Source organism: Kyrpidia sp., from assembly GCF_023512215.1.
GTDB lineage: Bacteria > Bacillota > Bacilli > Kyrpidiales > Kyrpidiaceae > Kyrpidia > Kyrpidia spormannii.
On record NZ_JAILZZ010000040.1, the window covers coordinates 1 to 26,058 of the forward strand.

At 63.8% G+C, this 26,058-nt stretch carries 21 protein-coding genes; 2 read left to right on the plus strand and 19 right to left on the minus strand.

Annotated elements, in window-relative coordinates:
* Nucleotides 1-607: 607 nt before the first annotated feature.
* Nucleotides 608-1,822: an S-layer homology domain-containing protein gene (locus K6T64_RS12555; RefSeq protein WP_288010557.1), complete on the minus strand. Its 1,215-nt coding sequence runs from the start codon at nt 1,820-1,822 to the stop codon at nt 608-610.
* 195 nt (nt 1,823-2,017) lie between these two features.
* On the minus strand, nt 2,018-2,767 hold the full coding sequence (locus K6T64_RS12560) for a hypothetical protein (RefSeq protein ID WP_288010558.1): 750 nt from the start codon (nt 2,765-2,767) through the stop codon (nt 2,018-2,020).
* 289 nt (nt 2,768-3,056) lie between these two features.
* Here K6T64_RS12560 and K6T64_RS12565 point away from each other — a divergent pair, with 289 nt between their 5' ends.
* A complete protein-coding gene (locus tag K6T64_RS12565; protein WP_288010559.1) occupies nt 3,057-3,386 on the plus strand; it encodes a nucleotidyltransferase family protein in 330 nt (109 codons plus the stop codon).
* Complete coding sequence (locus K6T64_RS12570; protein WP_288010560.1) at nt 3,341-3,535, plus strand: nucleotidyltransferase substrate binding protein; 195 nt, start codon at nt 3,341-3,343, stop codon at nt 3,533-3,535. The genes K6T64_RS12565 and K6T64_RS12570 overlap by 46 nt, the downstream gene beginning before the upstream one ends.
* Here K6T64_RS12570 and K6T64_RS12575 read toward each other — a convergent pair.
* From K6T64_RS12575 to K6T64_RS12655, 17 genes are all read right to left on the minus strand, one after another.
* On the minus strand, nt 3,532-6,249 hold the full coding sequence (locus K6T64_RS12575; RefSeq protein ID WP_288010561.1) for an S-layer homology domain-containing protein: 2,718 nt from the start codon (nt 6,247-6,249) through the stop codon (nt 3,532-3,534). The two genes, K6T64_RS12570 and K6T64_RS12575, sit on opposite strands and share 4 nt — an antisense overlap.
* A gap of 252 nt (nt 6,250-6,501) precedes the next feature.
* A complete protein-coding gene (locus K6T64_RS12580; RefSeq protein ID WP_288010562.1) occupies nt 6,502-7,494 on the minus strand; it encodes an acrylyl-CoA reductase family protein in 993 nt (330 codons plus the stop codon).
* A 140-nt stretch (nt 7,495-7,634) separates the two neighbouring features.
* Nucleotides 7,635-7,892: a hypothetical protein gene (locus tag K6T64_RS12585; RefSeq protein WP_288010563.1), complete on the minus strand. Its 258-nt coding sequence runs from the start codon at nt 7,890-7,892 to the stop codon at nt 7,635-7,637.
* Nucleotides 7,893-8,020: 128 nt separating this feature from the next.
* The gene (locus K6T64_RS12590; protein ID WP_288010564.1) at nt 8,021-9,544 is read right to left on the minus strand and encodes a sensor domain-containing diguanylate cyclase; all 1,524 of its coding nucleotides are present in this window, start codon (nt 9,542-9,544) and stop codon (nt 8,021-8,023) included.
* A gap of 356 nt (nt 9,545-9,900) precedes the next feature.
* On the minus strand, nt 9,901-10,128 hold the full coding sequence (locus tag K6T64_RS12595) for a hypothetical protein (protein ID WP_288010565.1): 228 nt from the start codon (nt 10,126-10,128) through the stop codon (nt 9,901-9,903).
* 95 nt (nt 10,129-10,223) lie between these two features.
* Nucleotides 10,224-10,658 (minus strand): DMT family transporter, encoded by a 435-nt coding sequence (locus K6T64_RS12600; RefSeq protein ID WP_288010566.1) that lies wholly within the window; start codon nt 10,656-10,658, stop codon nt 10,224-10,226.
* Between the two features lie 86 nt (nt 10,659-10,744).
* Nucleotides 10,745-11,497: an SDR family oxidoreductase gene (locus K6T64_RS12605; RefSeq protein WP_288010567.1), complete on the minus strand. Its 753-nt coding sequence runs from the start codon at nt 11,495-11,497 to the stop codon at nt 10,745-10,747.
* Nucleotides 11,494-12,855, minus strand: a complete 1,362-nt coding sequence (locus tag K6T64_RS12610) for an FAD-binding oxidoreductase (protein ID WP_288010568.1) — start codon at nt 12,853-12,855, stop codon at nt 11,494-11,496. The genes K6T64_RS12605 and K6T64_RS12610 overlap by 4 nt, the downstream gene beginning before the upstream one ends.
* 16 nt (nt 12,856-12,871) lie before the next feature.
* Nucleotides 12,872-14,284, minus strand: a complete 1,413-nt coding sequence (locus K6T64_RS12615) for a glycosyltransferase family 39 protein (RefSeq protein ID WP_288010569.1) — start codon at nt 14,282-14,284, stop codon at nt 12,872-12,874.
* 20 nt (nt 14,285-14,304) lie between these two features.
* A complete protein-coding gene (locus K6T64_RS12620) occupies nt 14,305-15,732 on the minus strand; it encodes a Wzz/FepE/Etk N-terminal domain-containing protein (protein ID WP_288010570.1) in 1,428 nt (475 codons plus the stop codon).
* Entirely contained in the window at nt 15,729-17,366 is a 1,638-nt protein-coding gene (locus tag K6T64_RS12625) for an O-antigen ligase family protein (RefSeq protein WP_288010571.1), read from the minus strand. The genes K6T64_RS12620 and K6T64_RS12625 overlap by 4 nt, the downstream gene beginning before the upstream one ends.
* Before the next feature lie 116 nt (nt 17,367-17,482).
* Complete coding sequence (locus tag K6T64_RS12630) at nt 17,483-17,992, minus strand: tetratricopeptide repeat protein (protein WP_288010572.1); 510 nt, start codon at nt 17,990-17,992, stop codon at nt 17,483-17,485.
* A gap of 28 nt (nt 17,993-18,020) precedes the next feature.
* Entirely contained in the window at nt 18,021-18,149 is a 129-nt protein-coding gene (locus K6T64_RS12635) for a hypothetical protein (RefSeq protein ID WP_288010573.1), read from the minus strand.
* Nucleotides 18,146-21,322, minus strand: coding sequence for an efflux RND transporter permease subunit (locus K6T64_RS12640; RefSeq protein ID WP_288010574.1), 3,177 nt, complete (start codon nt 21,320-21,322; stop codon nt 18,146-18,148). Before K6T64_RS12640 ends, K6T64_RS12635 begins: the two co-directional genes overlap by 4 nt.
* Nucleotides 21,319-22,821, minus strand: a complete 1,503-nt coding sequence (locus K6T64_RS12645; RefSeq protein WP_288010575.1) for an efflux RND transporter periplasmic adaptor subunit — start codon at nt 22,819-22,821, stop codon at nt 21,319-21,321. Before K6T64_RS12645 ends, K6T64_RS12640 begins: the two co-directional genes overlap by 4 nt.
* Before the next feature lie 270 nt (nt 22,822-23,091).
* On the minus strand, nt 23,092-24,771 hold the full coding sequence (locus K6T64_RS12650) for a DHA2 family efflux MFS transporter permease subunit (protein WP_288010576.1): 1,680 nt from the start codon (nt 24,769-24,771) through the stop codon (nt 23,092-23,094).
* The gene (locus K6T64_RS12655; RefSeq protein WP_288010577.1) at nt 24,768-26,048 is read right to left on the minus strand and encodes an efflux RND transporter periplasmic adaptor subunit; all 1,281 of its coding nucleotides are present in this window, start codon (nt 26,046-26,048) and stop codon (nt 24,768-24,770) included. Before K6T64_RS12655 ends, K6T64_RS12650 begins: the two co-directional genes overlap by 4 nt.
* Between the last annotated feature and the right edge of the window lie 10 nt (nt 26,049-26,058).

Genomic DNA, 26,058 nt, shown 5'->3' on the forward strand with positions numbered 1-26,058 from the left:
TTCTTCTGTCCGGCGGATCATCTCCGGAGAGCCGGTGATAAATCTTCTCATACGCTGTTTGGTTGAGATTATATTTTTAAGCACGGGCATTTTCTTCACCTTCCATGGTTTAATTGTACCATAGAAGGAGTTACAAACAAACGTTTCCAAGGATTCAGGATTTGGCCGCCTTGACCCCCCATTAAAATGGGGAGGATGCGGCGGCCGGTTTCTCAAGGAACACGGAAAGGCCGAAAGATGAGAGAAAACGAAAGAAACACCGCAAAGATGGGCACGCTCCGCGCTGAGGATCACTCGTCTTGACTCGACTTTACTCCGTGCGGGCGATGACTGTAGATGGATTGAAATGGCTTCACATTGAGGGGGCTGCATTTCCAAGATCTATTGTACCGGTTCGCCGGGAGACGATCAACCGTTTGTCCCGGAACGCACAGAATGGCCACAATGTGCGGCGGCTCTGCGCCGACCGACACCCTCCCCGGAGAGGCACGAACAACCGGTTAAGAAAAACGGGCTCTAAAAAGGGCCCGGGAAAACTCCCGGGCCCGTGTGTGACCCCGCCCCATCCCGGCGGGCCAGTCCCCGAAGATCGGTCCGGCACTCCCGACTAGCTGCCGCTGTTGCCGCTCGTCGCCGGGGCGGGATCCACGGTGATTCCCAAGGAGGCCGTCGCCGTTTGCGGAGGATCGGAGCTGTCCGTCGCCTGCACCGTGAACGTCACGGTGTCCGCTGTGGTCGGCGTCCCGCTGATCGTCCCGTCGGTGGACAAGGTCAATCCATCAGGCAGCGACCCGTTCACCACAGTCCAGGTATACGGCGACGTCCCCCCGCTCGCATCGAGACTCGCCGCATAGTCGCTCCCCACCGTGCCGTTCGGCAGCGACTGCGTGTTGATGGACAGCGCCTGGGCGGCCGGATCCACCGTGATGCTGAGATCCGCCGTCGCGCTCTGCGGCGTGCCCGAACTGTCCGTCACCTGCACCGTGAACGTGCTCGTGCCCGCTGTGGTCGGTGTCCCGCTGATCGTCCCGTCGGTGGTCAGGGTAAGCCCATCGGGTAGACTGCCGCCGACGAGCGACCAACTGTAGGGCGCCATACCCCCGCTTGCCTGCAAGCTTGCCGAGTAGTCGCTCCCCACCGTGGCCGCGGCAAGCGAAGCCGTGATCACGGATAACGTCGAGGTTCCCCCGTTCCCCGACTGACCGGTCGCCGCCATCGCTTTATCCAGAGCCACCACCGCCTCCGCCCGGGTGATCAGACTCTCCGGGCGGAACGTCCCGTCGGGATAGCCGTTCATGATTTGCGCATCTGCAACGGCGCCGATCGCCCCTTTGCTCCAAGAGGGAATCGTCGACCCGTCGGTGAATTTGTCCGCAGCCGCGGGATCCGCCGTCAGCTTCTTCACCTGCATGATGATCGCCGCCGCCTCGGCCCGGGTAATGGGACTGTTCGGCCTCATCGTCCCGTCGTCATACCCGTTGATGTATCCGGCGGCCTTCGCTTCGGCCACCACATCGTAAAACCAGGCATGATTCGGAACGTCTATGTAGGCAATGTCCGACTTTGCCGTAAATCCGAAAGCACCGTTGACCAAAGCCATGAATTCAGCGCGGGAAATATTGTTGTCCGGTTTAAAGGTGCCGTCCGGGTACCCTTTGATCAATCCTTTATTCACCCAGTCCGCAATCTGGGGCTCCGCCCAGTGGCCGGAAATATCCGACGGAACCGCCGCGAAAGCCACGGTCGGCAACATAGCGACCAACATCGACACAATGGTGAACACAGAGAACATTGTTCGTCGCCCCAGGACCAAGACATTCACGCCGACAACCTCCTCTCTGCTCTTGAATCTTTGCTCGACCCATCTATGAAAACGGGAAGGAGGGGGGCACAGAGCCCCCGCCCTTCACCGGTGTAGGTTTCAGAATATCCACAGGGGGGCGAATCGCCGTTCAAACCCCGGGGGAGGTCAAAGATTCATGCGCAATCCACGTCGGCTTTGTTGCCTGTGACGCCGTCACATCGTCGACGAGGTTGTGGTACCGGCCGATGAACCGGAGTTCGAAGAAGCTGCGGGCGCCTGGGAATCCTCGCCGGAGCCTGCCGTTCCCTCCGCTTTGTTCCCATCCCACTTGTGCTCGACAAACTTCGTCAGCGCATCCTTCTCTTTGTTCATGAGCGCGTCGATCAATTGCGCCTCGCTCGTCCCTTTGCTCTGGGCCACGTCGGCAATGGACTTGCCGGTTTTAAGCTGCGCGAGCAAGTCTTGAGGCGTCATGCCGAGGATGGACGCGGCGTCGGCGATACCGCCTCGGGCAAATGAATGCCCTTTTTCCTCCAACGATCCGGCATGTTCGACGATGTTCTTCACGCGGGCGGACAAATTGGCTTTCATCTGGGCCGCTTTGTCCTGGGACAATTTACCGGACTGGACCTTCTGGTCGATGGACGCCGAGATCTTTTGCACGACGGCGTCGATGACCTGCTGCTCAGAGACGCCCTTGCTTTGCGCCACCTGGGCGATCGATTGGCCGCTCCGCAGATTCTGGGCCAGTTGTTGCGGCGTGACGCCAAGCACCTGCGCCGCGGTCGACAGAACACCTCCCCACGGCTGGTGATGCTCCGCCTGAGCCGGTTGGGTGCTGCCGGAAGCGGTCGTCGCCGTGTCTGCCGCGGCCACGGCGAAGGGTGCAGCCGCAGTGACGGCCGCCGCCCCGCCTCCGGCCACCGCCAACGCCAACGCACTGTAGAGAAGCGATTTTTTCATCGTTTTCTCCTCCTTGGATGCTTGGGGTTTTTGCAGGCCGGTATCCCGGCCACGTTTTCATTCTAGCCGGTGGATATGGACACCGGGTCAAGCAATTATGGATATGTTATGGAGATCGATGAAAATATTGGGCGCCCACGTCGGGATCGGTGCCGCCGGCGATACCCACCGGCGATACCCGTGGGCTGCCCCGCTCCCGTCGATCGTACATCCGCCGTCAACCGGCCCTTGCGGAACAAGCCGTCGCAGGATAGAATTTTCCACAAAGATGGACGAAGGGGACGGACAGATGGACCGAACAGCCTTGCTGGAAACAGTCAGGCGCATCGCTCTCGAGCATGTCCGCGGGACAGACGTCCGCGTGTATCTTTTTGGCTCTTGGGCCAGGGGAGAGGAGCGGCGGTCCTCGGACATCGATATCGGGCTGTGGAGTTCCCGGCCGCTGTCTCGGGAATGGATCGCTTCCCTCCGGGAGCGATTCGAAGAATCCACCGTCCCACGCCGAGTGGACGTGGTGGACCTCACCCGGGTGGATCCAGCCTTTGTGCAACGCGTACTGAAGGAGGGAATCCAGTGGAGCGAGTCAGAAATCGCCTCAAAACCGCCCTCCGGGCGCTGAACTCATTAGAGACCGTCCTGTCGGAGCCTGGGGATTCGCCTATTGTTCGGGATGCGGCCATCCAGCGTTTCGAGTACACTTTTGAAGCCGCGTGGAAGGCCGCGCAACTCTTTTTGGCCGTAGTGGAAGGGATGCCGCCCCGCGGTTAATCACTCAACTGCACAAACCTCAACATTTTGCCCAGCATCGCGGCAGCCTCGGCCCGGGACGAAACCTTTCCGGGCTCCAGTTTCCCGTCCGACCCGACCACGACTCCGGTCTGAACCGCCACCGCCACGTCGCCCTGGGCCCAGTTGCTCACCTCGCCGCCATCGGAAAACCGGGTGAGCACAGTGGTATCCGGGGACGGTAGATCCCCTTTCACCTGACGCATCGCCCGGGTGAGCACCGCGATCATTTGCTCCCGGGTCATGGGATCATCGGGAGCAAACCGCCCGCCCCCGACCCCGGACATCAGCCCCTCCTGGGCCACCACATCGATTTCGTGCCGGTTCCAGGCGTCGGCCGACACGTCGGCAAAATCCGCCGGTCTCGCTTGCACCGTCTCCAGTCCCAAGGCCCGGACCAACAACACCGCAAACTGCCCCCGGGTCACCGGCTGATCCGGCGCAAAATGCTGCCCATCCACGCCGCCGATCACGCCCGCGGCAGCCAGCCGCGCCACCTGGTCCTCCGCCCAGTGTCCCTTCATATCGACAAAGGATTTGGGATCGCGCACGGCCACATAAGTCCCGGGCGAAACCTGAGCCACAAGGGCCGCCTGCCCTTGGCCTGTGGTCACGAAACGCGCAGGAACCGGTGCCCAGACGCGGCGGGCGACGTCATACGTGAACACCCCCATCTCCTGCGGCCCTCCGGCATTTTGCCCGAGCGGGATCAGAGCCCGAAAATAAGCCTTCCCGGCGCTCACCGGCACAGCAGTGCCGTCTGCGCGGACTTCTCCGACGGAAAAGTCGACGGCATCTGCGACCGGTGTGCCGCCTGTCTGATCCGCCAGCCCCTGAACCGGCACACTTTCGTCCGGCCGGGCCACAGAGATCAAGATTTCTTTGTCACCCGAATCCGGTTTCACGGCCTTTACCGGCACCTGATACGCCCCGAGAGGAATTTGAAGGACGACAACCCCTGAATCACCCGTCTTGTCTGCCAACGCTTGCCACACCCCCACCGGGATGTGAACATCCACCGCCGGGGCGTCCGTCTGGACAGGCAGGACAAAGGTCGACACCCCCGCATCGGCACTGCGCACCCGGTCGGCGGTTTCATCCAGGACTTGAACGGAGAGGCGATCCCCCGACCGGCTCTCGGCCACCGTCTCCTGCCACACGAGGGGCCGGCCGGCAATCAGGGATCCCGCGTCCGGCAACGTCACCGAGCCGCCGCCCCCGGGCTGGGTGCCCGTAGAGGGATGAGGGTTCTGTCCGGGTTGCTGGCCTGGCTGTCCAGGTTGTCCGGTGCCCGGTTGCTGCCCGGATTGCTGACCCGGTTGCCCACTCCCCGATTGCTGCCCGGGCTGGCCACCGCCAGGCTGGCCACCTCCGCCACCCGGCTGTTGCCCACTCGGCGGCGCCGGTGGCTGCGGCGGCTCTGGCGGCGGCGGCGGCTCCGGAGGCAGCGAACTATACACGAAAAGCCCATCCGCCACCGGACGCTCATGCCCGTCACTCGGCGAATTCACCACAGACACCCCGCTGCTTCCCGGCAGGCGGGCCACCATGTCCACCGATCCACCCGAATCGAACCCAATGGCATCCGTGTAGCCCAGCGTCTGGAGATACGACGCCATCTCCGCCCGGGTGAGCCCAACACTCCGCCCGGGCTGCCGGCCATCCACCGCCACCATGGCCATCCGGCGCCCGTCCGCCGACAAACCCACCGCAATGATGGGATTGCGTCCACTGTCCCCGGGATTCGGCGCCTGGGGATCGGCATAGGCCTGCCCGCCCTTCAGCAAGATCGGCCCGCCGCCGATCACCGTCTGGTAACTCCGCCAATCCGGCGACGTGTACAACCCCACCTGGATCTTTTCCCCTGGGGCCATGTTCCCTTTCAACCAATCCCCCCACTGCTCATGCCCGATGAGCACCGCTTGTCCGGGCGGCACAGGAGGAACGGCCGAATCCTCCACCACTGAACTCACCGTATAGACCGTCGGATCGGCCGTTTTTGTCAAATACACCGCCACCCGGCGGGCGGCAGGATTGGGAGCCGGAAAAGAGTAGCCGAATTTATCATCGTATAGGTAAATCCCCTGGTCCCCCAGAAAACTGTTGAACGCTGCCAACGGTTGGCTCTGCCCTGATGGGGCCTCAGTCTTCTGCCCGCTCTTTTGCCAAGCTTCGGAATTGTCCCCGCCCGGCAGCACCATGACTTGCCCACTCCACTGGAACCGCACGATGGACGCCCGATTCTGCCCATCGATGGCCAGCGCCGCCCAGCCGATGGGACTCCGGTACAGTTGCCCATTCACTACCAGAATATTCAGTGGACCATAGGTCTGGCCGATGTCGTAATAGTCCCCGTTGATCCCCGCCACGGCCCCGGTGCGATTCGCCATGGAACTCACCGTCTCGCCCCGTCCGGCAAAGATCTTATCCCCCGCCGCCACCGCCTGGACCCGCAGCTGCGGAGCCGTCAGATCCACCTCGATCCGGTGAATCCGCAGCGGCCCGGCGTCCGTAGAGAGCGCCGCATCTTGGAGTTTCACACCCCGGGCGATCCCCACCTCCGGATCCACCGATTGCGACAAAATCGTCGGCCAGCCCGTCGGTTGCGGCCACGCCGCCTGGACGATCCCCGGCACCATCACCAGCGCCGACACCGCGGCCGCCCCCGCGAACCAGCGCCGTCCGAGTTTCCCCATCTTCCGTTTCTCCTCTCTCCATCTCTCTACCTATGTACCGAATCTGCAAACCTCGCGGCAGAACTTGCCCAGGTTCCACTATATCACCCCCCTCTTCCCACGAAAAATCCTTCACCTCCACCCATGGGGCCGTCCGCGGCCTTTCGCCGCCGCCTTGGACAAACAAAACGGGCTGCAGCCCCGGCACCTGTCTTAGCCGGTCTACAGCCCGCATTTTGGGGATTATGGAAAATTCCCGTTGGTCCGGGGGAATCACCCCATCCGAATCACCGTGCGTCCCTTCACTTTCCCTTTTAAAATCGCCTCCAACGTCGCCGGGACGTCTTCCATGGCGATCTCCTGCCCGATGTCCGCCAGCCCCGCCGGCTTCCACGGACCTGCCAGCCGCTCCCACACCTCCCGGCGCTCCTCCATCGGGCAATAAGCCGAATCGATCCCGAGCAGGCTCACCCCGCGAAGAATAAAAGGAAACACTGTGGTCTCCAAAGCCGACCCGCCGGTCAGCCCGCTCAAGGCCACCGCTCCCCCGTATTTCATCGTGCGCAGCAGATACGCCAGGGTGCGGCCGCCCACCGGATCCACAGCCCCGGCCCAGCGCTCCTTCTCCAGCGCCTTGCGGCTCTCCGCCGACACCTCGTCACGGCTCAGCACCTCGGAAGCCCCGATGCTCCGGAGATACGCCTCGGCCTCCGCCTTCCCGGTGCTGGCCGCCACGGTGTAGCCCAGCTTGGTGAGAATCGCCACCGCCACGCTGCCCACGCCGCCCGACGCCCCGGTCACCAGCACCGGGCCCCGTTCCGGCGTAAGTCCGTATCGCTCCAGGCGATACACCGAGAGGCCCGCCGTAAACCCCGCGGTCCCGAGTACCATCGCTTCTTTCACGCTCAAGCCCGTGGGCAGGGGCACCACCCAATCCGCCGGAACCCGGGCGTATTCACTAAACCCGCCGTCGTGGGACACCCCGAGATCATAGCCGGTCACGACCACCTCGTCGCCTTCGCGAAAACGCCTATCGGTCGACGCCTCCACCGTTCCCGCCAGATCGATCCCAGGGACCAGGGGATACTTCCGGGCCACCCGGCCGGTGGGTATCACCGCCAACCCGTCCTTGTAATTGACGCTGGAGTACGCCACCCGGACGGTGACCTCCCCCAGCGGCAGGTCGTCCCAACCCCGTTCCACCAAATTCAGCGCAATAGATTCATCTTGTTGATCCGCCACCCATGCCCGAAACCGTTCCGCCATGCAATCTCTCCTCCCTGCGGGGTCACTCTGCCTGAATTCTATCATAAGTTCAGCACACAGTCTCGCCGGTCACGGCCCTGGCGTATTCAGTTGCCCTGGGAAACAAGACCGGGTTGGTCAAGTCCAGACGAATCCATGCGTCACTCATCGCGCAATCTTTTCTCCAAGTCGTCTAGGGAAGTCTCCGCGGGGGGATGGTTCTTGGACCATTCGATAGCATCGTCCAGATCCTTTTGAACTTTCGGGTCTATCAGCCACCGTTCACTGTCGGGAATGAATTGTCCGACCTTGATGATCCAAACACCGGGTTCCACCTCATCCACCAGAACGGTCCTACCCGCATACTCTTTGCCGAGGGAGATTTGGCCATTGTTGCCGACGGTCTTGATCGTGGGCACCGGCGATCACCTCATGAAATGTGTGGTGGAATATTACGATAGCACGAATGCACGAATCCAAGACACGGCCAATCGGCCGATGGGGGCAAAACGTGCCCGGCCTCATCCCCGAGGAGCCGGGTGAGGCCTCACAATGGCTGGAAAACCTCGTCCGGCCAGGCGATCTGCCCCCGGCCCCGGCGTTTGGCTTCATACAACCGCTGGTCTGCGGCCCGATAAAGCTCCCGGAATTCATCCCCATCGTCGGGAAAAGCCGCCACCCCGGCGCTCACACCCAGACCCTCAAAAGCCCGGGACAACTCCCCGAGCAGGGCCGCCAACCGCTTTTGAATCCCCTCGGTCTGAGGACTGCAACGGGCCAAGAGCAAGGCGAACTCGTCTCCCCCCAGGCGCGAGGCAACATCGAAGGGACGGACCGCCCGGCGCAGATGGTCGGCCACCACCCGAAGCAGCCGATCGCCCTCTGGGTGACCCTGGGTATCGTTGATCTGTTTAAAATGATCCAAGTCAAGCAAGACAAACAGAAAGGGCCAGGTGTACCGCCGGCCTTCTGCTACCAGCTCGTCGAGCTTTTCCTGAAGACCCGTCCGGTTGACAAGTCCCGTCAAGGGATCGGTTCGGGCACCGGCGATGAGGCGGTGGCGCACCCGAAGCAACTCCAACGCCGTGGAAACCTCTTCGGCCAAGGCGCGGAGTACATATTGTTTATTGTTGAAAAAATCCGGTTCATAGCTCCAGAGGGTGAACACTCCGGCCATCTGTCCGTCCACCCGTAATTGTCCCGAGATCCCGCTGCGAAATTGCAGTTGGGCGAGGATCTCCCGATAACGCCCCCGGCGCTGTCGATAATTAAAAGGCTCCGACAGCCAGTCCCCCCGGGGCGGGTTCATGCGCATCAGCCGCATCAACAGCGGGGCCAACTCCTCTTCGTACCCGGTGAGAAGACCGAACATTTTGAGAGAAGGGCGTTTCTCCTTGTCGAACAGGATGATATAGCCGCCATTGGCGCCGAGGACTTGAATGGCGATATCCCCGAACTCTATCATCAATTCCTCCTCGGACTGCACCCGCCCCAGAACTTGAATGGCGGAAATCAGCGTGGACAAGCCCTTTGACCGCTCTTCGAGGAGCATCCGGTCCCGCTGGTCTTTGATCATCATGCTGAGGACCGGGGCGAGGATCTCCATCATGTGGCGCATGCGGGGCTGGATGGATTTTCCCCGGGTCACGTAAAGGCCGATGATCCCGAACACTTGATGCTCATAGACCAGAGGCACGGCCAGGGATGTCCCCAGCACAAAGCGCTCGCGCAGTTCTTGCCACTGGCGGTCCGATTCCCGCAGAGGATCATACAACACCGTGCGCCGCTCCCGGAACGCCCGGCCGCTGGGCCCCTGGCCCCCGGGGACATCTTCCCGGGTGCTGAACACCAAGCCCCGGCCGTAATCCGCCGCCCGCCCCCCCACGGCCACCGGAATGAGGTCCGTCTTCTCCTCCATCCAAATCCCAACCAGCGCCGCCCCGAGCAACGCGGCCATTTGATCGACCATGTATTGCAGCCGGACCCTGGAATTTCCAAACCCGATCATCCCTTGCAACACCCTGGCCAGTTTTTCCATGTCATCCCCGTGATGCGATTCACGGGTTCCCAATCCGCGTGTCTCCAAGCCTGTTCACCCACAAATGGTAGTTTCGCGGCCCCTTTGGCGTACGTAGCGGTGTATAGGCTGCATCGGATAGATGAGATCTTTGTCGTTTCGGGGATCGTGTTCCGGCGGGCGGATCCACCTGGGGCGGCCGCACGCCACAGACAGCGCACCATCGAGTCCATCTCAAGCATTATAAACCATTTCTACGGCCAAACAAAAGGGAAGAACGGACAATTTCCGAGGAGTTTTTCTTTGCACAAGTGAAAAACTGGAGAAAACAATAACCCGGGGGATCGGCTCAGACCATGCCCAAGGCCCCGGAGCTGCACATAGGATCGACGACAAATGTCGAGCACGAATTAGGAGGTGAGATTTCGCTGAATTTCTTCCGCTTCGGATCGCGGCAATCCCGTCATTTTCCAACAGGATATCGACAAATCTTGCCCCACTTCAACCCGGGGTAAATCCGCCGGAAAGGCTGGGATGACATTGGCATCGTGGATGCCGAGTACTTCCGGCGCCCCGCGCGGCACCGCACCCGCCAAATGGCGCGCCACAATGTCGTTTGAATTTCGCGCAATGTCCATGTTTCACCTCGCTATCTTTTATTTTACCGGGTAGAACAGTTGTCGCGCAATCCCATAGCCGGGACTTCAGGACGAGGCCTCGCCCCCGTCCCCCCTCAACCGCGGGCCACGAAGATCACCCCGGCCAAGATCAGCAGCGTCCCCACCGTCTTCGCCCAGGTGAATGGCTCCCGAAAGACCGCCATGGACGCCAGGGCGACAAGCACCAGCCCCAGGCTCGTCATCATCGGATACGCCACACTCAGCTGAAACCGCGTCAACGCAAAAGTGTAGGCTCCGAGGGCCAGCACAAAACTGACGATCCCCGCCAGAAGATACACATTCGTCACCAGGGAAAGCACCGCGCCCACCAGCCCGCCGGATCCTAAGGGGCTCGCAGCCCCGCCCCCGGCGGCTTGCCCCAGACCCGGGGACGCCCCGGACATCCCCGAAGCGCCGCCCAGGACACCGCCGTGCTGCGCCGCCGCCTTCATCAACACATTGGCCAGGGCATTAAACACAATCCCCAGTCCCAAAGCGAGCCATTTCATCCGTAACCCCCCAGCCCCACAACCCTTATCGGCACCGGCGGCCCCAAAATCCCGGCCGCTGTCACCGCCGACCCTCCCAGCCCGAACTACAGCGACATCTTCTTAAACACCCGCTCGGGCACCGCCCGCACCCCGGCCATGATCCAGCGCCAGAATCCGGGCACATACACCACATCCCGCCCTTTCTTGAGCGCCTTCATCACCCCCCGGGCCACCGCCTCGGGGCTCGCCACCAGCACCATCCCTTCCTTCCCGAAGGTCATCGCCGTATCCACGAACCCGGGCTTCACCGTCAGCACCCGCACCCCGGACCTCGCCAGGCGGTTCCTCAGCCCCTGTAGAAACAGGGACAGGCCCCCCTTCGCCGCCCCGTACATGTAATTGCTCTGGCGTCCCCGGTCCCCGGCCACCGACGAAAACACGCACAGCCAACCCCGCCCGCGCTGTTCCATATGTGCCGCAAACTGGTGGAGGACTGACACGCACGAGACAAAATTCGTCTCCACGATCCGCCGCGCTTCTTCAAAATCCCGCTCGGCCCGCTTCTGGTCCCCGAGGTACCCGTAGGCCAGCACCACCCCTTCCAACTCCCCGCCAAACTCCCGTACCGCCTCTTCCAGGCACTCCTCAACAAAAGCCGGGTGGCTCTTCTCATCCAGGGCGTCAAACCGCCGCGCCCGGGCCAGGGTGCCGTACCGGACCCCGAGGTCCGCCGCCAGAGCCTCCAACTCCTCCAGATCTCTTCCCGCCAAGATCAGCCCGTACCCCTCCCGGGCCAACTCCCCGGCCAGGGCCCGGGCGATTCCCGACGTCGCCCCCAGCACCACCGCCGTCTTCATTGGACTCCCTCCACCACGCGCAACCTCCGGGCCAGGGAGGATGAGAACCGGTTTTCCGGATCGATCCGCCCCTTGACTTCCCGAAACTGCCCCAGCCTGGGATACATCGCTTCAAAAATCTCCGGCGCCAACTCCGCGTCCTTCGTCAAATACACCCGTCCGCCCATTCTCAGCACCCACTCGTCCATCTCCCGCAAAAAACCGAATAAACCCGCGTCCCGGAAGGGGATGTCAAGGGCCAGGGTATACCCCGGGCGGGGGAAAGACAACAGCCCCGGCCCTTCCGCCCCAAAGCGTTTTAACACGGCCAAAAAGGACGACCGGCGGTCCTTGGCCAGACGTTCCAGGAGGGCAATTAGCCCTTCCCGACTCGTCTCAAAGGGGAACACCACCTGATACTGCAAAAACCCCCGCCTGCCGTACAGCCGGTTCCAGTGCAGCACCGAATCCAGAGGATAAAAGAAAGGATCGTAGTGGACCACCACCCCGGGGGTCCCCTTCGACACCCGGTAATACAGCGCGTTAAACGCCCGAATCGATACGTAGTTCAGTGTCACCGACGGAAAATCAAAGGGCACGGCGAGCTTTCCCTTTTTCCCGGTCGCCAGGGGCTCCCCCCTCAGCTTCTCCGGCAGTGCCTCGGCCGGTACGTGATTCCCCCGCATCAGCACGGACCGGCCCAGGGACCGCCCGCCCGCCAAACAGTCAATCCATGCCACCGAGTACTGGTACTGCTCATCCGTCGCCTCGAACACCTCAAAGGCCTCATCAATATTTTTCGCCTTAAAATAATCCACCCGCAGGTATGACGAGGAAATCGGCACCAGCCGCAGCGATGCCCGAAGAATCACCCCGGTCAGCCCCATTCCCCCCACCGTGGCCCAGAACAGGTCGGCGTTCTCCCGGGGGGTGCAGCGAACGATCTCTCCGTCTGCCGTGAGCAGATCGAAATCCAGGATAAAATTCGAAATCGACCCGTCTTTGTGGTGATTTTTCCCATGGACGTCCGAAGCGATCGCCCCGCCGAGGGTGACAAATTTGGTTCCCGGCGTCACCGGCAAAAAATACCCGCGGGGCACAAACACATCCAGGATCTCCGCCAGAGACACCCCGGCCTCGCACCGAAGCACCCCCGCCGCCTCATCAAAGTTGAGAAACCGGTTGCGCCTCGTCTGCAGAATCACCCCGGCCCCCTCGTTCAGCGCCGCATCGCCATACGCCCGCCCGAGCCCCCGGGCGAGGACGCTCCTCTCCTCCCCGGAGACCACCACCTCTTTCAGCGCCCGCAGGGATTCCGGACGGTACACCCGACACCGCTGCACGGGGTACCTTCCCCAGCCCGACAGTGAAACTTCCACGCAAAGCCCTCCCGTTCTAGCCCCGGTCCTCGGCTGTTTTATCAGAAGCCGCGCGATGCGCCGCAAACGCCACCCCGGCGATCCAAAACCCATAAATCGGAAACAGGTACCTCGGCTGCCCCTCGGACGCGAAAATCACGGCGGTCACGAAGGCGATCATGAGCACATTCACGCGATGCGCCGCCCCGAGCCGAAGCCCCGCGATCCTTCGCAGCCCCATCGCCAACACGTACACCCAGCCGCCACCGATCACCACCAGGGCCGCGGCCCGGGCCCCCTGCAACAGCGGCTCCACCCATCGCCGGTCGATCCGCAGCTCGGCCGGAGCTACCGACCAGTCCGCCACATCCCCTGCGGGATTCAAATAGCTCGCACTGAGCCGGTCGATCCCCAGACGGATAAACCCCAGCGGATGCGCCCGGATCCAGGCCATCCCTTCCTCTTTGGCCCTGGCCATTGCCACCGCCTCGTCGTACACCCCGTCCGGCCCCAAAACCCGATCGGTCCTAAAAATCGAATTCGGCACCTGCAGCGGATCCAGGTACCAGCCCCGGTTGGCGTCATTGTTGTTGATGTACAGGACAAAATCTCCGTTGGTGGAGATGGGGATGAACCGGTGAAACACCAGGGCGTTCCGGACCGTCCACGGCGCGACGACTGCCGCCGCCGCCGCGCCGCTGACCACCAGTGCCAGGATCGCCCGCCGCCAGGCGGTCCCCGCCGTCCATGGCCTGAGCCACCCCCGCGGCCCTACCCCTGGGTGTCGAAGCGCCCTCACCGGCGCTCCCCTCTCCTCTCGGGCCCGCAGGTAGTGCAGTGCCCCGTACAACACCGGCATCACCGCAAAATACGGTTTGACCAGGGCCAACCCGCCCATCAGGGCGCCGAGGGCCGCCATCCCGGCCGGCCTCCGGTCAAAACCCCGAACGTGCAGAGCGGCGATCACCGTCACCAGAGCCGCCGACAGGGTCTCGGTCCCGAGCACGCTGCTGTACGCCACGGAGGTGGGGAACACTGCGGCAACTCCGGCCGCAAGAAGCCCGGCCCTCTTTCCTCCGGCCGCCGCCGCCAGGGTGTACACCGCCCAGATCCACAGGCCGTCCAGGGCCACATTGGCCAGCTTCGCCGCCAGGACCGACGGATAAACCGCATAAACCGCCGTGAGGAAAAAGGGGTAACCCGGCGGCCGGAAAGCTGTGGGATAATGCACCCCCGTCTTCACATAAGGCGTGTCCATTTTGATGTAATCCAGCCCCTCGGGCATCTCATAGCGCCCCTGATGGAGCAGCGACATGGCCAAATCGTGATAATGCAAAAAATCCGAGATGGGCTGGGTGTTCACCGCCCAGATCCACCCCAGGCGCAGGGCGATCCCGAACAAGAGGATCGCCGCGAGCCAAGGCCTTCCGCCGCGCCCCGGACCGGGCACCCCGCCCGCCGCCCGGAGCCTCATCTCACACCCGGGCGCTCCAGCCAGCCCGGCATCGCCACAGCCCGCGTCCGGGCGAACAAACGGCCCCGGGCCGGCCCGTCGGCATCCCAGAGCACGGCGCCCAGCACCCTGGCTCTGGCCAGGTCGAGCAGCCGGGCCGCCTCTTCCACCGCTTCCTTCCGCACCCGCCCCCCGCTCAGAACCACCAGCACCCCGTCGGCCACGTGACAGAAAATCCGCCCCTCCACCGTGCCCAGCAAGGCCGGTCCTCCGATCACCACCTGATCGTAAACCCGCCGGGCCTCGTCCACTAAAGCAGCAATCTGCTCGTCGACCCCGGGGCCGCCCTTTTCCTCCCCGGCGCCCACACAGAGCCTCTCAAGTCCCTCCACGCCGGTGGGCTGCACCTTCGACCGCCAGTTCGCCGGCATCCCCCCGGATCCGGTCCAATCGATGAGCAACGTCCTCCGGCCGGCTTCCGCCTCGACCCGGGCCAGGGATGCCGCCGTCACCCGGCTGTCAGCGCCGGGCACACAACCCGCCACCGCCAGCACCCGGGGCACACGGTCCCCGGCTGCAAAAGCCACATTGACCCGAAGCGCCCGGTAGATGGACCCCGGGTGCGCCCCGTCGGCGGTCCCGTCCCCGGAGGCGCCGGCGCCATCCACCGCCGGCGCCGGCCGCCGGACCGCGGACAACACCCGCGCCCCCAAGTGCCGCTCCACCTCCGGGACCGTGCGCACCATGGGAGTCGTGTACTCCCGGACCAGCGCCGCCCCGGCCCCGAGGATCAGCCCGAGCACCACCGCCACGGCCACCTTTGCCAAGGAGTGGGAGACCGCGGCAGGGGCCTGTTCGACAGCCGCCGGCGCACTCACCACACTCAAACTCTGGGGCTGGGGAATGCGCTTCATCATCTCCCCGAGCACATCGATGGCCGCCCCGGCCAGGGTCGTCGCCCCCTCTGCGGAGCGATCCGTCGCCGTGATCGAGAACAGGTGGCCGGACCGGGCCACCGACAAAGACGCCCCGTCCGGAAGCGCCCCGGCGCCGACGACACCCCCGGGCGCAGCCCCCGCACTCCCCGAGCCCGCCGTCCCGCCGGCGTACGCCCGGGCCACCGCCTGTTGAAACGCCTGGCTCTGCATGAGGGCCAAATCACTGCCCAGCACCGCATCCACCGCTTGGGCGGCGTCCGCCGCCGACCCCGCAGCCACCCCGGGCCCGCCCGGCCCGGATCCGCCGGCCGCCCCGGGCGTCACCTGCACGTAGATCGCCGCCGTGGCCGTATATGTAGGCGCGGGGGCCGGCTGCCCCCGAAAGCTCACCCAGGCTCCCAGTACGGCGACCACAGCCGTTACCAGGGCAATCAGCGGGATCTGCCGGCCCAGGGCCCGCAGCAGATCCCTCAGATCCACCACATCCTCCATCTGCTGCTCGTTCACCGTTTACCCCCCTTGACGGGCTCCGTCCGCGGCCGGTACCGGAAGAGGATCGACACCGCCGCCCCGAACAGGACCCAGACCACCCCCGAAAGCCCGATCACCGAGTCGTTGACAAGACCCTGCACCAGCCAGGCCACCCAGGCCGCGAAAAGCGGCACCAACAACCGCACCGCCTGCCCGGGCAGGATCCGCCGCCAAAGCGTGGCCACCATGCGCCAGGCGTGCAGCGCAAACAGCGCGAGCAGCGCCACAAGGGCCGGCACCCCCGCCCCGAAAGCCCAGGCCAGATACATGTTGTGGGGCTTGTCCACGATAATGTTATAATCGTGCAAATTGCTATTCTTGGCCGGATCGTCCTGGGGAAAATAAAACATGAAGGTATCCATGCCGTGCCCCAGCCAAGGAGAGTCGGCGATCATCGACACCGCCCACTTCCAGATGTACAGCCGTCCGCTCCCGGCTCCTGTCTCGGCGGGAGGCAGGTAGATACCATCCGGAGCATTGGGCTTCGGCCCCCCGGCCGGCTGGCCCGCGGCCGCCTCACCTCCGGCTGCCTGGGCGGACCCCGCCTTCATCGGAGATGCCCCCTGTTCCGCCGCCACCGCCCGTGGATAACCCGCCCCAAAGAGCCCTGAGGCGCCCGGCGCCCCCCGCTGCTCCAATCCGCCGAGATTCACAAAAGTCCCGATGGTGTTCTGCCACACCGCCGGGTTGTGCGGACTCATGACGGCAAACACCCCAACGAAAGCCACCAGGGGCACGGCAAAGCCGAGCCACCCCCGCCGGGGGCGCAGCCGCAAACCCGCCACCGCCAACACCACGAGGATGCCGACCAAGGTCGCGAATCCGCTGGTGGAGGTGGAGGCGAGAACGGCGGCAAAAGAAATCACCGCCAGCACCACGTCGACAACCCACCGGGACCACCGGCCGCCGTCCCACATCGCCCGGGCCCAAAACAGGGCGGTGGTCACCGCCGCAAACCCGCTGAGATAGTTCGGGTTGGCCAGGGAGGTGACCAGATACCCCGTCGTGTGTTCGGACCCCGGCCCCGGCGGCACGATCAGCGCCCGGAACCAGGGGATTTGGAACATGTCGTGTCCATAAAAATACATCAGCGAAATGAGGACGTTCACCACCACCGGAACCGCCAGGCCGTACATGAGCAGCTCCACCCGCCGGTCGGTGTACTCCGTATTCGCCGCAATGAGGAAAAGGGCAAAATAACACAGGTAGGTCAAGGTCCCTTCAAATCGGCTGGGATCGCCCCCCAGGGCCAGGGACATATACGGTGCGGCCAGGCCTGAAGCCAAGAAAAGCACAAAGGCGACGGCCAGTGGCGGATTTATGTACCCCGGGCGGATCTCGTAGCGCCCTTTGGTCATTTTGTAGAGAAAGAACGCCGCCACAACCACCGTCACAACCAGCAGAAAGACGTATTTATAATAGTTGAACACATCCCCCTTGCCGCCGGTGCCCATCGCCCCGGGATACAGCACCGGGCTGATGAACAGAAACGCTTTCACCCGCATGATAATAGGCGCCAGCGCCACAAAAACGATCAAAATTCCCGCAACCCATCGGTCCACCTTTTGTTGGGTTTCCAAGTGGACCGACCGGAGAAGTGCACGACTCACCCGCTTTTTCACCTCTTCCCGATCCGCGTTCCGGCTGATGCGGGGTACTCGCGACGCCGTGCCCCTTGACGTCCCCGCGTGTCGACTTATCCAAGGCCGGGCCCGACCCTAACCCTCTATGGCTTTGCCCGGGCCTGGGCTTCTTTCGCCTGGATCTTGTCCAGCCACGACTTCGCTTCCTTCGCCAGATCGGTGCCGCCGTTCAGCGACACGCTGCGCTCCAGATACTCCTTCGCCCGGGCGAGATCCCCTTTGGCGTACAGAAGTTCTCCATACTGGGTCACGTACAGTTGGTCGTTCAGCAAAAAGGGCCGCTGCTCCCTCGCCTTGGTGAAGTATTGATCCGCCAAGTCGTAGCGTTTCAGTCCGAATTGGCAAATTCCATAGTTCCACAACGCCATGAAGCTGTGCGGCTGGGCCTCGACCACCTTCTTCAGCAGCGGTTCAGCCTGGGCGTACTGCTGCTGTTGCATCAGGGTCTGGGACTGTTGAAACGCCTGGAATGTCTTGAGAAATTGTTTGTTCTGGTCCGAGGCGATGTTATACCCGATCAACAGCCCCACCACGGCCGCCGCGGCCAGCACGTACACCACGGCATTTCTCACCGCTCCGGTTATCGCCGCCATCCCCCACCCCCCTCGTCCACCACCGATTCTATTGAACTTTCCCAGCTCCGTAAAGGGTGGATGGGCCCGGTCGGCCCCATGCGGCACCCCGAAGCAACAAAGCGGCCGCCGCCCGTCCCCGTTGACCGGCGGCAACCGCTTCATCGCCAAGGCTCACGCCTCGGCCTCCCGGCTCCGGCGGCCGAAAACCCGCCCCAACCGGCGCCGGATCCAGTGGCCGAAATCGTCAAAGAGGGTGTACACCACAGGCACCAGCACCAGGGTCACCAGCGTCGACACCGTGAGCCCGAAGGCCACCACCGTGGCCATGGGCGCCTGGGCCTCGGCGCCCTCGCCGTAGCCGATCACCAGGGGCAACATGGCCAACACCGTGGTGGCGGTGGTCATCAGGATCGGGCGCAGCCGGATCGGGCCCGCCTGCTCAATGGCGTCGTTGCGCGCCAACCCCCGCTTGCGCAACTGGTTGATATAGTCCACCAGCACGATGGCGTTGTTCACCACGATCCCGATCACCATGATCATGCCGGTCAGCGCATCGATGCTCAGCGCCCGGTGGGTCACCACCAGCCCCAAGGCCGCCCCGATGAAAGTCGGGGGCAGGGAGAACATGATGATAAAGGGACTGAACAGGGACTCGAACTGACTGGCCATGACCATGTAGACGAACACGATGGCCAGAGGCATCGCCAACCCGAGACTCCGGAACGAGTCGTTCAGGTCATTGGCCTGGCCGCCGAGTTGCACCGTATAACCGTCGGGCAGCGGAAGTTCCTGCAGCTTTGCCGTCACCGCCTGCTGGGCGTTCCCCAGGGGCACGTTGAACAACTCCGCCGATACGGTGACCGTCCGGTTCTGGTTGACCCGGGTGATGGTCGCCGGCCCCACCCCAGGCACGATCTTCGCCACGTCCCCCAGGGCCACCTGGCCCCCGGTGGGGGTTGCGATCATGATCTGGCTGAGGTTCGAATACTGCCGGGTGAAGGAGTCCGGGTATTTCACCAGCACGTCGATGGACGCATCCGCTGCCCGGTACTGTGTGGCCACACTCCCCGCCGACGCCGTCCTCACCGCGGAGACAATGCTCCCCACCGACAGCCCGTACTGGGCCGCCCGCTGTCGGTCGACCAGGATTTGGAATTGCGGCACCTGGCGGTCCAGAGAGCTCTGGATATTCCGCAGGCCCGGCACCGCGGAAATCGCTTTTTGCACCTCATCGCTCAGTTGTTGTAACACCGCGACATCCGGTCCGGAGATCTGAACCTGAATGGGGGCGCCCCCCGCCCCAATCTGGGGCCCGGCCCCGGCGCTTACGGTGATTCTTGCGCCGGGAATGCGGGACACCTCCTGGCGGAGTTGCTCCATCACCTGTTCGGTGGACCGGTGCCGCTCGGCCAGAGGCTTGAGTTCCACCTGCAGGTTCGCCCGGTCGGTGGAAGCGGCGGCGCCAAAGCCCATCTGCCCCCCGCCGCCGAGCTGGGTGAACACCCGATCGACCTCCGGAATCCTGTGGAGAACGGTTTCGACCTGGGTCGCCACCCGATCCGTCGTTTGCAGATTGGTGCCCGTGCCCGTTTCAATGGAAACCCGAAACTGCCCGTTGTCCACGGTGGGCGTCAGCTCGAATCCGATCAAGGGCACCATGGCGACACTCGCCAGAAAGAGTGCCAAGGTCGCGGCAATCACCGTTTTGCGATGTCCCAGCGCCCAGCGGAGCAGGTGCCCGTACCCCCGATTCAGGGCCCGGATCCCCCGGCCGAAGGCCGCAACCGGGTTCCACCGGGCCGCCCGGCGAAGTTCCTCCTCCTCGTTCATCTCGGGAATCCACCGCGCCGCCAGCATGGGCACCAGCGTAAGGGCGCCGAACAATGCGGCGATATGGGAGAAGCTCACCGTCAGGGCAAGGGGGCCGAACAACTGCTGGGCCAACCCCTGGGTGAAAGCGATGGGCAAAAACACCGCAATCTGCGACAGGGCCGATGCCATGACGGCGGTGCCCACCTCCGCCGTCCCCACCTTCGCCGCTTCCTTGGGACCGGCACCCTCGCTCCGGTGGCGGAAGATACTTTCCAGAACCACCACGGCGAAGTCCACGAGGGACCCCAGTCCCAAGGCCAGACCCCCAAGAGTGATCACATTGATGGTCTGTCCGCTAAAATAGAGCAACGAAAAGGTGCTGATCACCGAGATGGGGATCACCACGGCGATGACCAGCGTGGTGCGCACCCGGCGCAAAAACAGATAGAGCACCACCACCGAAAACAGGGCCCCGAGCAGGGTGTGGTTGACAACGGTATCGATGGATTGTTTGATAAACGTCGCCTGGTCAGAAATGACACTGAGTTTTACCGTCGGCGGCAAAAGCTTTTGCAAGGTGTCGAGCTCCTTCCGGACGTTGTCCGACACCTGGACGGTGTTGCCGTCCGACACTTTGTACACATCGATGCTCACACTCTGCTGCCCGTTGAGTCTGGCCGACTGAGTGACCTCGGCGAAGGTATCCTGGATGTCGGCGATGTCCCGCAGGTGCAGGACCGGAACCCCGGGAACGCCCCCGGCGGAGCCCGGGCCAGCGGCTCCGGACGGCGACCCGGAGAGATGGATGGGCACATCCCCAAGATCCTGGACCGATTGAAAATCACCGATCACTCGCACGGTGACCCGCCGGGTGCCCTGGTCCACCACTCCGGCATCCGCCGACGTATTGTCCCCCTGAATGGCCTGAAGCACCTGATTGATCGAGATCCCGTAAGCCTGCATTTTGGCCGGATCCAGGACCACCTGAATCTGCCGCTGCCTCCCCCCGCTCACCGTGGCCGAAGCCACCCCGTTCACCCGGGACAGCCGGGGCTCCACCACATCCGACGCCAACCGCTGCAACTCGACTGGGTCCATCGGGCCGGACATTGCAATGCTCAAGATCGGCATGCTGTTCGGGTCCAGCCGCATCACCTGGGGCGTGTCCGCCCCGTCGGGCAAAGCCTTTCGCACCCGATCCAGTTTGTCACGCATGTTGAGCATGGCCTGGTCGAGATTGACGCCATAGTTGAAATGCACCACGACCAAGGATCCGCCCTGTCGGGAGCTGGAATCGACCTCGCTGACCCCCTGCACCGTCGCCATGGCGGCCTCGATGGGCTTACTCACCTGCTGCTCCATCTCTTCCGGGGACGCTCCGTTCCAGGTCGTCGTCACCACCGCCACCGGAATGCTGAGGGTGGGGTAGAGATCCACCCGCAACAGCGGCAGGGCGATGCTTCCGAGCAGGATCAGCACCACCATGATCATGGAGATCGTGACCGGACGTTCTACGGAAAAATCCGCGATCTTCATGACAGGTTACCTCGCGCCCAATTGCTTTGGTCCCGTGAGGCCCACCCGTCCCAGGATGCCGAGGAGGAGGCGCCCATGACAGCCGACGTCGCGCCACCGGCCGATGATCCGCGCGAAGACGCACCCGGCCCGCCGGGCGCGAGGCCGCCCTTGACCGGGCTGCCCGCGCCGCCAGAATTGTTCACCCCGCCGTTTGCGGCGGCGCCCGGAGTTTTCGCACCGGGACTCCCATTGCCGCCCGAGCCGCCGCCCGAACCCGGTTGCACAATGGTCACCGCGGCGCCCTCGCCGAGCAGGTCCTGGCCGGAGATGACCAGCACATCCCCTTCTTTGAGGCCTTTCAGGACCTGGACGTGCTGGCTGTCCACCGCCCCGACCTGGATCAAGTGCTGGTGGGCCGTGTTATTCTCCACGGTGAAGACCTTCGGGCCATCCGGCGTCTCCACCATGGCCGAGGCCGGGATAACCAGCCCGCGGGCCGGGGTCAGCCCGTCGATCGTAACCTGGGCCACCATCCCGGGCTTGAGCCGTCCGTCCCCGTTCGGGATCTCCACCTCGGCCCCGTAGGATTTTGTGGTATTATCCTCCACCGAATCGATCCTCGACAGGGTGCCCGACGCATCCATCCCCGCCGCCGGGACCTGCACCTTGACGGACATCCCGGCCTTGAGATCGTTTATCCGGTTCTCCGGCACCTGGATCGTTACTTTGGCCGGATTGATCTGTGCGATGGTGACCACCGACGACTGCGGGCCGGCAAACTCCCCGGGCTCTACGTCCCGGGAGGCCACCACCCCGGCAACGGGCGAGGTGACCGTGGCCTCGGCCAACTGGCTCTGCAGGGTGGCAAGGGCCGTCTGGGCCTGATTCACCTGGGCTTGGGCCACTTTAATCCCATCCTGGTTGAGCGGATTGCCCCCCGGAGCCGCGGTCTGCACCTGTTGGAGCGCCGCGTCATACGCCGCCTGTTTGGTCTGCAGGGTCACCGATGCGGCATCGAGCTGCTGCTGGGAGGCCGCGCCGGCATCAAACAGATTTTTCGTGCGCTCATAATTGGTCTTTGCATCATCCAGGGCCACTTTGGCCTGGGTCAAGGCAGAGTTCGCCTGGGTGTACCCGTTTTGGGCGTCCGAGCGGGCCTTGTTCAGTTGGGCCTCGGCGACCTGGAGCGCCGCCTGCTGTTGGGCAATCTGATGCTCCAGATCGCTGGTGTCGATCCTGGCCAGGGCTTGTCCGGCGGCCACCGCGTCTCCGGCCTTCACCAGGACTGCGGCGACTTTCCCGGATATCTTTGGCGCCACTTTGGTCACTGCGGTCGCCTGGACCTGTCCGGTCAGGGTGAGGCTCCCCCCGATATCCCCCATCCGGACCACTGTAGTTTCGACGGGGATCGGTTTAGCTTGGCGCGTGGCGGCAGGCTTGCCCCCAGCGCACCCCGCGAGGGGCGCACCCAGGACAAGGGCCGCAACCAGCGTGAGTGCGAGGCGGTGTGGTCTCATTATTCTCCTCCCTCGAGGACGGTTTTCTTCCCGGAATTGGCGTACCTCTGACGATGCACGAGCGGAGATGCGCCGCCCGCGGCCCCGAACGGGTGCCCGGCGAAGGTCCGGGCTCCGCTCCCGACCCGATCAAGAGGCCGGCGGCGCCGCACCCCCGCGCCGCCTCCGTAACGAGGCGGGCGAGGCTGCATCTGAGGCCATTGTATCGCCGGATTGTCGACGGGTTGTGAAAAACTCTTGAAGATCCTGTGGAGCACGACACCAAGTGCATCATCCTTCAGCCTTCGCCGGAGCGGCCGAAGCCGCAGGGGAACCGGTGTGGGCCGGCTGGGCCTTCGGCCGGCTCCTCAGGAAGAAAATGAGCGGCAGGGCACAGAACAGCGGGATCGACGCCACCATGAACGTGTCGGCGACGGCCCGGGTCACCGCCTCCTTCTGGATGATGCCCGCCAGGACCGCCGCCGCTCCGCCCGCAGCTGTCGCCGGATCCAGCCCGGCCTGGCCCAGACCGGCACTGACCTGGGCCTGGAGCTGGGCGAAGGGCACCGAGTCGATGGTCACCCCGTCACTGATCCGGGACAATTGCACCGCCGAACGCTGCTGGAGAATCGTGGTGAGCGCCGCGATGCCGAAGGAGGCGCTCACTTGGCGCACCATATTCCCGAGGCCCGACGCCCGGCCGATTGTGTCGGGCGGCAGCGCGTTCATCCCGGAGGTGGTCAACGGCATCATCGAAAGACCGATCCCCAAACCCCGAAGGACCAAGACCCACGTCAGCCAGGAATTCGGCGTATCCAAGGCCAAATTGTGCAGATGATACGTCATGGCGGCCAGGAGCAGCACTCCCACGACCCCCAAAGGCACCGGGCCTATCTTGTCAAATAATTTGCCGGAGACGGGCATCATCAGCGCCATGGCCAGAGCCTGGGGCATGAGGAGCAGTCCCGTGTCCATCGCCGACAGACCCTGGATATTCTCCAAGTACAGAGGTGTCAGAAACACCCCTCCGAACAGCCCCACCATCACGAGACTGGAGGTGATGGTGCTGATGGTGAAGGTCGGGTTCTTGAACAGCCGCAGGTCCACCAGGGGTTTGGCGGTGCCGAGCTCCACCCAGACCAGAAGGCTCAGGGCGGAGACGGCGATAAAGAAGAGACTGACAATGTAAAAGGACCCCCAGCCCTCTTTTTGGCCGTCGCTGAGCGCCAGCAAAAGTGTCCCGGTGCCCACCATGGAGAGGATGAACCCCGCCGTGTCGAAACCGAGGTCTGTCTGGATCGGCGTTTCCCGGAGCAGGATCATCCCGAAAAGGGCGGCTAGCAGTCCAAAGGGTACGTTGACCAAAAAAAGCAGGTGCCAGGAAAAATATTGAATCAAGTAGCCTCCAAAAGTCGGACCCACGGCGGGCGCGGCCATGGACGCGATCCCCCAGATTCCCAGCGCCAGCCCTATCTGGTGCCGGGGAATGATCTTGTAGATGATCGTCATGCTGAGGGGCATCAGCGTCCCCCCGGCCAACCCCTGCAAAATCCGGAAACCGATCAGGGCTGAAGTGCTCCATGCGACCGAGCACAGAAACGACGCCGCGACAAAGAGCACAACGGAGATCAAATAGGATTTTTTGTAACCGAACCGGTCACCGAGAAAACCACTCAGGGGCACCACCATGGCCGAAGCCAGGGTGTAGCCGGTCAGCACCCACTGGATCTGGTCCGTGGAGGCCCCGAAAAAATTCGCGAGTTGGGGCAGGGCGACGTTAATCAGGCTGTTGTTGAGGATCGCCATAAAGGCCCCGAGGATGATGACGACCAGAGCCAGCCACTGGGCCTCCACAACCTCATCGGGGGCGGCCGGCCCTCCGGACCCGGCCCCGGGACCCGGGCGATCCCCGGCGCCAGCCGCCGGGCCGCCTGGACCGCCCGGCTGCGCGGCCACGTCCTCCCGGCTCACGGGGTCTTCCCTCCCTGCACCTGGACCTGGGCGCCGTCTTTGAGATCAGTCGGGGGCTGGATGACCAGTTTATCGCCGATGCTCACCCCGGACGCGGCGATAAACCAGTTGTTGTCTTTCTGCTTCCCTTGCACCGCCACGCGACGAGCCTTGTCGCCTTCCAGTTTGAAAACCGCCGTTTGGCCACCCTGCTTGACCAGGGTGCTCACCGGGATCTCCACCCCGGCCTCGCCGCCGGCAAAGGTCACGTCCGCCACCATCCCCGCCCGAAGCTTCCCGTCGGGATTGGGCACCGTGACTTCCACCGGGAAGGTGTTGTTGTTTTGATCGGACACCGGGCTGAGGAAGGTGATCGTCCCTGTGAAGATCTGATCCCCCAGTTCGGCCACGTGCACCGCCACCGTCTGGCCGGTGTGAAGCCCGGGCAAAAGGGTCTGGGGCACACTGGCGTCCACCTTCACCGTGTCGAGATTCACCAGGGTCATCAGGGGCACCCCCGGGGCCGCCATCTCCCCCGGATTGATGTTTTTCGACGCCACCACGCCGTCCATGGGCGCGGTGATCTTCGTGTTCGCCAGGTTATTCTGCGCCGCCTGCAATGCGGCCTGAGCCTGGTTCACCGCCCCCCGGGCCTGGTCGACCTGGGCTTTCAGCGCCGCGATGGTGTTCGCCGTGGCCCCGGCCTGGGCCAGACTGAGCTGGGCTTTGGCCTGATCCAGTGCCCCCTTGGCCTGGGCCAACCCGAGCTGGGCCTGATCCAGCGCCGACTGGGGTGCGGCCCCGGCGTTAAACAGGTTTTGCGTGCGGGTCAAGTTGTCCTGGGCGGTGTCATACGCCGCCTGGGCCTGCTCCACCGCCGCCTGGAGTTGTTGAATCTGTTGCTCCCGGGCGCCGGCAAGGGTGTCGGCCAGCTTCGCCTGGGCGGCGGCGAGTCCGGCCTGGGCCTCTTGCAACCCGGCCTGGGCCTGGTTGACAGCGGCGGTGTAATCGGTCGGATCGAGTTCCACCAGGACCTGCCCCTTATGTACCCGGGACCCCTCGGTCACATGAACCGCCGTCACCCTTGCCCCCAATTTCGAGGAAACCTGCACGGAATCGGCCGCCGCCACCTTGCCGGTCACCGTCTGGCCGCCGCCGGCCACGGTGAACACCTGGACCACGGGCCCGGTCAGCGCCGCCGGCGCCGATGTGGCTCCGGAGCCGCAGCCGGAGAGCAACAGCAGCAGCGCGGAAGAGGCGGCGATGAACAAACCAAGGTTCTTCGGACCTCTTTTCATCCCGTCCCCC